The organism is Kitasatospora sp. NPDC059327 (assembly GCF_042752535.1).
Taxonomy (GTDB): domain Bacteria; phylum Actinomycetota; class Actinomycetes; order Streptomycetales; family Streptomycetaceae; genus Kitasatospora.
The window spans coordinates 57930-64733 of the sequence record NZ_JBHYYB010000049.1 but is presented as its reverse complement, the minus strand read 5'-3'; the positions used below and the strand labels follow the sequence as shown (position 1 = coordinate 64733).

Sequence of the window (6804 nt, the reverse complement as noted above, 5' to 3'; positions counted from 1 at the left end):
GCCCGGGCCGCGGGGGCCGGCTCCGGGGGGGGCGGCTTGGGGGGCTAGCCGGGGGGGGGGGGGGGGCGCCCGGGTGCGGCCGCCGCCGCCGGCGCCGGCGGGCCCCCCCCGGCGGGGTGATGGGGGGGACGGCTATGACGGGGGCGACCCGCCGTCAGCCGGTCTTCTGCAGCGTCCAGGACTGGTAGGCCTGGCCGTTGGGCTTCTGCAGCTCCAGCAGCCAACCGCCGTAGTACCAGCGGTTGCTGACGCCCAGGACCAGGTTCGATCCGTCGGCGCCCAGGGTGAACCCGCCGGCCGAGGGGGTGAGCCGCCACTTCTGCGCGGCAGCGCCGGAGCAGGGCTGCTGCGCGAGGTACTGGCCGGCCACCGGGTCGCCGCCCAGTTGGAGGCACTTGTCCGAGCGGGCGGACTTGATCCGCACCGCGCCCGAACCGGCCTCCTCGAAGCTCCACTTCTGGTTGGCGTAGCCGGTGCGCTGGTAGGCGATGGCCACCGTACCGTCGTTGAGCGAACTGCCCCAGAGGTCGGCGGCCTGGCCGGTCAGTCCGTTCACCAGCGTGTAGCGGCTGCCGGGCTGCGGCTGGCCGCCGTCGGCGAGGGTGCGGAAGCTGGCGGCGCGGCCGGGCTTGGAGACGGCGCCCGCGGCGTCCCGCACGGCGACGGCCACGGTGTACGAGGTGGCGGGCGCCAGCCGGACGACACCGACGACGGTGGAGCGGACGGAGCCGAGGGTCTGGCCGTTCAGCAGCACGTCGTACCCGGCGGCGGCCGGCGCGGCCGGCCAGCTCAGCATCACCGAGTTCTGGGTGATCTGACTGGTCGTCACCTCAGGTCCGGTGCTGCCGGTGGTGGGCGAGGCGGTCGGCGTGGGCGTGGCGGTGCGGGTCGGCGAGCCGGTGGGCGACGGGGTCGTGGTCGCCGTCGGGCTCCCGGTCGGGGTCGGGGTCGTCGTCGCGGTCGGCGTGGGAGTCGGGGTCGGGGTGCCGGTCGAGGTTCCGGTCGGGCTCGGCGTGGCGGTGCGGGTCGGCGAGGCCGTCGCGGTGGCCGTCGGGGTCGGGCTGGGGTTCGGACCGGTGCCGCCGCCCGCGATCAGGAAGCGGTTGTTGGCGACGTTCCAGTGCGTGGCCAGGTAACTGCCCGGAGCGGGTGCGGTGTTGTAGTAGTCGTCATGGTGGCAGTCGAGCCGGGCATCACTGGCGTTGTCCGGGCAGACCGTCTTCATCGCCGGGTAGTACGGGGTGTCCGAGTAGCACATCAGGTCCCACTCGTCGACACAGTGGCCGCCCTTGCTGGAGTTGGGCGCGCTGTTGCTCACCGCGCCCAGGTTGTGGCCCAGTTCGTGCGCCGCCGTGTGCCCGCCCCAGCAGCCGGAGTCGGTCCGGCCGTACGAGGGACCGAAGTTGCTCAGGTTGTCCTGCCCGGGCCGCTCGTCGCCCGCGAAGGTGCCGATGCCGCAGTAGACCTTGGCGTCGGTGAACATCATGTACTTGCGGTCCTTGCGGTTGAACCCCTGCGCGGCCAGCGCGCGGTTGCTCGCGTTGAAGTCCTGGATCTCGGAGTCCGCGATCTGCACGTTCAACACCGAAGCGGTGCAGTCGGGTTCGGTGACGAAGCGGACGTGCCGCACACCACCGGTCTCCTGGGCACTGGCGTTGTAGATGACGTCGACCTCGGCGGCCCACTTCTTGAACGAGGCCAGGTACTGGGCGAACCGGTCGTTCCCGGGGGTGTGGACGTACACCGCCTGGACCCGGTTGCCGGTGCTGCCGTCACCCTCGCAGACCAACGCGCCGGCGGCCGCGTTCTGCTGCGGGGCCGGTGCTCCGGCGGGGGCGCCCGCGTCACCCAGGAGGGCCTTCTGCCCCGCGTCCAGAACCGGCGTCGCCCCCTTCAACAGGTCGGCGACGGCAGGTGGTTGGGCGTCCGGCGCCGGGGTGAGCACCGGCGCCGGGGCGGCCGCGGCGGCCACCGGCGGGACGTCCTTGCGGATGTCGATGTCCTTGGGCGGCGCGTCCGGGCCGTGGCTGCACAGCTGCCCGCCCGAGACCTCCAGCGAGCCGGCGCACCGGTCGCCGGTCGGCAGGGTCAGTCCCGCGTAGACCAGGCCGCGCTCCGGCTGGTCCTTGGGTATCTCGCGCAGCGGCGTGGCCTTCTTCTCCCGCTGCGGGGCGGGCGCCTGGGTGGCCCCCTCCGCGGTACCGGTCTCCCCCGGCCCGCCGTCCTCGGTGACCGCTCCGGCCGTGCCCGCCTCCGCACGGTCGGCCGAACCGTCCACCGCCGCCGCCGTGCTGCGGTCCGCGGCCGGCTCGAACGCGGTCTGGACCCCCAGCGCGCCCGCGACCAGCCCGGCCACGACCGCCGCGGCCAGGAGCGCCGTCCGGCGCCCCGGCCTGCCGCGCCCGCGACGCCGACGGTCCGTACTCCGGTGTTCGCTGCTCCGGTTTCCCATCGTGTTCTTCTCCTCTCCTCGGTGCGACGGCCCGCCCGCCGCTCGACGCGGCGGCCGGACCTTCCGACACTCCGGAGAGCGGACCCGGCCGGACCGGATAACAAAAACCTCCTTTCGAGAATCGCGCGTGTCTGCGAGACCTCCTCGAACGCCCTGGCGCAGCCCGGCGAACCGGCCGCAGGCGGGAACGCGCGCGGGGACGCGGGCGGGGCACCCCGGCGCGCGGCGGGCAGCCCGGGCGCGAGGCGTCGCCGGGGCTCCTTGATCACCCGTGCGAGCGAAAGAACGATGGTTGCCCTTTGAACAGTTGTGACCGCTGGCCAGAATGGGCTACCCCGGTCGACCGACCGGCGACCGAAGACCGAAGGGCGGCGCATGGAGCCGGGTCCGCTGAGCTCCGGCCGGGGGCGCGACCCCGTCGGCCACCGTCACACCGGAGTACGGTGAGCACCGCCCTCGTACTCGGCGGCGGCCTGGCGGGGCTCTTGGCCGCCGCGGCCCTCGAACCGCACGCCCGGCACGTCACCGTCGTCGAGCAGGACACCCTCCCCGACGGGCCGCACCCCCGCCGGGGACTGCCGCAGGGCGACTTCAGCCACATCCTGCTCGGCGGCGGTGCCGACGCCGTGGACGCCCTTCTCCCGGGAACCGTCGACGCGTTGCTCACCGCCGGGGCCCACCGGCGGCCGATGCCCTCCGGCCTGCTGATGCGGCTGGGCCCGGGCTGGCTCCAGGCCTTCGAGTCGACCGCCTACCTGATCGCCTGCAGCCGGCACCTGCTCGACCACACCGTCCGGCAGCGGCTGCGCGGCCGCGCCGGTGTCACGATCCGCGAGGGCACCTCCGTCCTCGGCCTGACCGGCGACGCGGCCCAGGTCCGCGGGGCACTGGTCGAGAACCCGGACGGATCACGGGAGAACCTGCCGGCCGACCTGGTGGTGGACGCGACCGGACGCCGCTCGCAGGCCCCGCGCTGGCTGCGCGCGCTGGGCTCCGCGGGCCCCCGCGAGCTGACGGTGGACGCCGGACTCGCCTACTCCGCCCGCCTGTTCGACGCCCCGCACGGTAACCAGGGCTTCCCGATCGTCAGCATCGTCCCCGTCCCCGGCCGACGCGCGCCCGGGCGGGGCGCCACCGTCGTCCCGATCGAGAACGACCGGTGGATCATCACCCTCTCCGGCACCCGGGCGGGCGAACCCTCCCGCACCGAGGCCGAGTTCCACACCTTCCTCCGGGGGCTCGACCACCCGGTCGTCCACGACCTCGCCCGCGTCGCCCGCCCCATCGGTCCGATCCGCACCTGCCACGGCACGCTGAACCGCCGCCGCTGCTACCGGAACGGCACCCCGGCGGGGTTCGCCGCCACCGGCGACGCGCTGGCCGCCCTCAACCCGGTCTACGGCCACGGTATGGCGGTCGCCGCCCAGTGCGCGGTCGCCATCCGGACCACCCTCGACACCGAAGGACTCCACCCGCACGTCAGCGGCGCCGTCCAGCAGCGGATCGCCCGTGCGGTCGACACCCCTTGGAACATGGCTGAGGAGCAGGACCGGGCCTTCCCCGGCGTCCGGTCGAACGAGCCCCCGGCCCACCGGCCCGCCGGCCGGTTCACCCGCTGGTACACCGGCCGACTGCTGCACGCGGCTCTCACCGACCCCGGCGTCTCGGCGGCCTACTTCGACGTCTTCTCGCTCGCCGCCCCCGCCGCCCGGCTGACCTCGCCCTCGGTGGCCCTCGCCACACTGCGCCCCCGCCGGTCGGCGGCACCGACCGTCGCCGAGGCGGTCGCCCGCTTCCCACGGGTGGCCGAACTGACCGGACCGTACTGAGCACCCGCCCCGGGCCGGACCGGCGACCCGTTCGACGACTCCGGCGGACGGGTCGCCGGGCGGCGGCGCGGACGGCCGGCGGTGCGGACGGCCGGCGGGCGCGTGTACGGCCGGCACCGGGAAGCGCGCTCGGGGGGTACGCGCTCCCCGGCATGGGGTGGTGGCGGCCACCCGGCCGGGGTGCTCCGAACGTCCGGACCCCGGCTGCCGTGACGGGAATGCTAGACCCGCGCCGACCTCGTGACCAGCACTCCGACCGGCCGACTTCCTGCCCGGCACATGCCGTCCGACCCCCCTGCTCCCGGCGTCACTCCGACCACCAGGGCAGGCCCGCCGCCCAGCGCCCGACCCACCCCGCGAAGCCCGGCTCCCCCGCCGATCCGCCGTCCGCGGTGCCGTGGGGGACCGCCCCCTCCCCGGTGATCAGCCAGACCTCACCGCGCCCGGGGCCCGAGACCACCAGGTGCCAGTACATCCCGCAGCCATCCGTGCCCAACACGATCGAGCCGTGCTGGAAGACCCGCTCCAGCAGGGCGTCCACCTCCTCCTCGGGGCGCGGGTCGTCCTCCCACTGCCAGGCCGCGGTCAGCGGGAACGGCTCCGCCAGCACCCGCGGCGGACGGCCGGCGCCCCAGTCGGCCGGCAGCGCGGCGACCGGTATCAGCCCGTAGTACGGCGGGCCGTCCGAGCAGCCGTCACAGATCTCGGCCACGACCGTCCGGTACGGCTCGGGCAGCACGATGCCGTGCTCCGCCTCGAAGGCCCGCACCGCGTCCCAACCGAGCGGCGGTGTCCGCCGGGCGGGCTCGCTCCGGCCGGCGACCGGACCGGCCGGACCGGCCGCCGGACCGTCCGCCGGACCGGCGGTGAAGGCGGCACGCAGCAGAGCGAGCTCGTCGGACGAGGCGTGGTCGGTCATGCCGTCAGGAGTACCAGAGGGGTACGACAATGCCGGATCCGGCCGGGGGAGCGGGCCGGACCGCGCCCCCGGACCGCGGCGACCTCAGGCCGCGACGCCCAGGCTTCCGAGGCCGTACCGGTGGGCGCCGTGCGCGTGCATGGTGGCGAGGGAGGCCGCCAACCGGTCCGGATCGCCCGCCAGCCAGAGGCGCAGCCCGGCGGCGAGCGCGGCGCTGGCGGGTCCGACCCGCAGTCCGGCCACCCGGGTGACCCGCTCGCCGACCAGCGGCAGCAGGTCGGCGACCGGTACCGGCAGCCAGAGGGTGACGGCGCACGGCGCGGGCCGGGCGAGGACGCGGAGCAGGGCCAGCACGCCGGCGTCGCCGTGCAGGGCGGGGATGACGTCCAGCAGGCCGTCCACGGCGACCTCCGACACGTCACCGCCGTGGCCGCGCGCCAGTTCACGCAGCAGGGCCCGCTCGGCAGCGGAGATCCGGACGGTCAGCATGACTTCTTCGCAGTCCATGGTCCCAGTTCCCGTCTTGCGCTAGGGGGGTGTGCCGGTCGGTCGGGTGCTCGTCCGCTCGTCGCTCGTGCGGGCGGTGCGGGGCGTGCGGGCGGTGCGGGGCCGTGCGGAACCGCCGTGCGGAACCGGCCCGGCCGCGGGAGCGGCGGCCGGCCCGGTCGGCCGGTGCCGACCGATACCTGCCCCTCAACGGGCCTCCGCTACCGGCGTGATCAAGCCGTAGTGACCGTCGTAGCGGCGGTAGAGCACCCGGCCGCGCGCGTCGCCGGGATCGGTGTGGAAGACGAAGGGCAGGCAGGTGAGCCAGAGCCGGCGGGCCGCCTCGGCCAGGTCCAGCCGGGGCGCGGGGCGCGGGCTCTCGGTCAGCGGGAAGCCGCAGACGCCCAGCCGCGCGGTCGAGTGGGCGCGGACCAGCCGGAGGCCGCCGCCCTCGGCCCCGCGGTGGACGACGCTGTCCTGGCCGGTGAGCGCGTCGGTGAAGAGGTGGAACCGGTGGTCCAGCGCCAGCATCGTGCGGACCGCCTCGTCGGGGGTGCGACGGGCCGGCGTGACCGATTTCCGTCGGACGATCCGGCGCTCGGCCAGCGGTCGGGGCGCGTACTGCGGCCGGTAGGCGCTCTCGTACACGGCGGCGAGCCCGATGTCCCCCAGCTCGCGCAGTCGCGCCGCGCGGCCGGCCAGGGTGCCGAGCGCGACGTCCACCGCCTCGACCCCGGTCGCGGCGGCCAGCTGCACCCGGACCGGACCGGCGCCCGCCAGCTCGATCGCGGCCTGCGCCACGACCGGCCGGGCGAGTGCGGGGTGGCGCAGCCGGGTGAGCCGGACCCGGGCGTCGGAGGCTCCGGGGCCGAGGGCCACGCTCACGTCCAGCGCCCGGGCCCGCGCGTACTCGGCATCGGCGCGGGGCAGTTCGCCGCGTATCTCCACCCGCACGTCGGGGGCCGAGCGGTGGCGCAGACGGGTCATCAGGGTCCTCCTTGGCTCCGGACCATGCTGGACCGGCCGGGGCCCCGCGGCCGAGGGCCGAAAGACCTTGTCTGTGGGGCAAGGCCGGGTACCACCCGGCCCGGGCCGAACGGCCGGGCCGCGCGCTCCCG

At 75.8% G+C, this 6804-nt stretch carries 5 protein-coding genes; 1 reads left to right on the top strand and 4 read right to left on the bottom strand.

The window, feature by feature from the left end:
- Positions 1-154: 154 nt before the first annotated feature.
- Complete coding sequence (locus ACFXHB_RS26775; RefSeq protein WP_380577189.1) at positions 155-2452, bottom strand: RICIN domain-containing protein; 2298 nt, start codon at positions 2450-2452, stop codon at positions 155-157.
- 443 nt (positions 2453-2895) lie between these two features.
- Between ACFXHB_RS26775 and ACFXHB_RS26770 the strand changes: the two genes are divergently transcribed.
- A complete protein-coding gene (locus ACFXHB_RS26770) occupies positions 2896-4281 on the top strand; it encodes an NAD(P)/FAD-dependent oxidoreductase (RefSeq protein WP_380577188.1) in 1386 nt (461 codons plus the stop codon).
- Positions 4282-4588: 307 nt separating this feature from the next.
- Here ACFXHB_RS26770 and ACFXHB_RS26765 read toward each other — a convergent pair whose 3' ends face one another.
- The 3 genes from ACFXHB_RS26765 to ACFXHB_RS26755 all read right to left on the bottom strand — a co-directional run bounded on the left by ACFXHB_RS26765 (position 4589) and on the right by ACFXHB_RS26755 (position 6673).
- Positions 4589-5200 carry an SMI1/KNR4 family protein gene (locus tag ACFXHB_RS26765; protein ID WP_380577187.1) on the bottom strand — a complete coding sequence of 204 codons (612 nt, stop codon included), beginning with the start codon at positions 5198-5200 and terminating at the stop codon, positions 4589-4591.
- 84 nt (positions 5201-5284) lie between these two features.
- Positions 5285-5707, bottom strand: coding sequence for a hypothetical protein (locus ACFXHB_RS26760; RefSeq protein ID WP_380577186.1), 423 nt, complete (start codon positions 5705-5707; stop codon positions 5285-5287).
- Positions 5708-5893: 186 nt separating this feature from the next.
- Positions 5894-6673: a sigma 54 modulation/S30EA ribosomal C-terminal domain-containing protein gene (locus ACFXHB_RS26755; RefSeq protein ID WP_380577185.1), complete on the bottom strand. Its 780-nt coding sequence runs from the start codon at positions 6671-6673 to the stop codon at positions 5894-5896.
- Positions 6674-6804: the final 131 nt, after the last annotated feature.

Excerpts from the sequence above, each read along its gene's own strand:
- ACFXHB_RS26765 (WP_380577187.1), bottom strand. The coding sequence starts at position 5,200 with ATGACCGACCACGCCTCGTCCGACGAGCTCGCTCTGCTGCGTGCCGCC.
- ACFXHB_RS26760 (WP_380577186.1), bottom strand. The coding sequence starts at position 5,707 with ATGGACTGCGAAGAAGTCATGCTGACCGTCCGGATCTCCGCTGCCGAG.
- ACFXHB_RS26755 (WP_380577185.1), bottom strand. The coding sequence starts at position 6,673 with ATGACCCGTCTGCGCCACCGCTCGGCCCCCGACGTGCGGGTGGAGATA.
- ACFXHB_RS26775 (WP_380577189.1), bottom strand. The coding sequence starts at position 2,452 with ATGGGAAACCGGAGCAGCGAACACCGGAGTACGGACCGTCGGCGTCGC.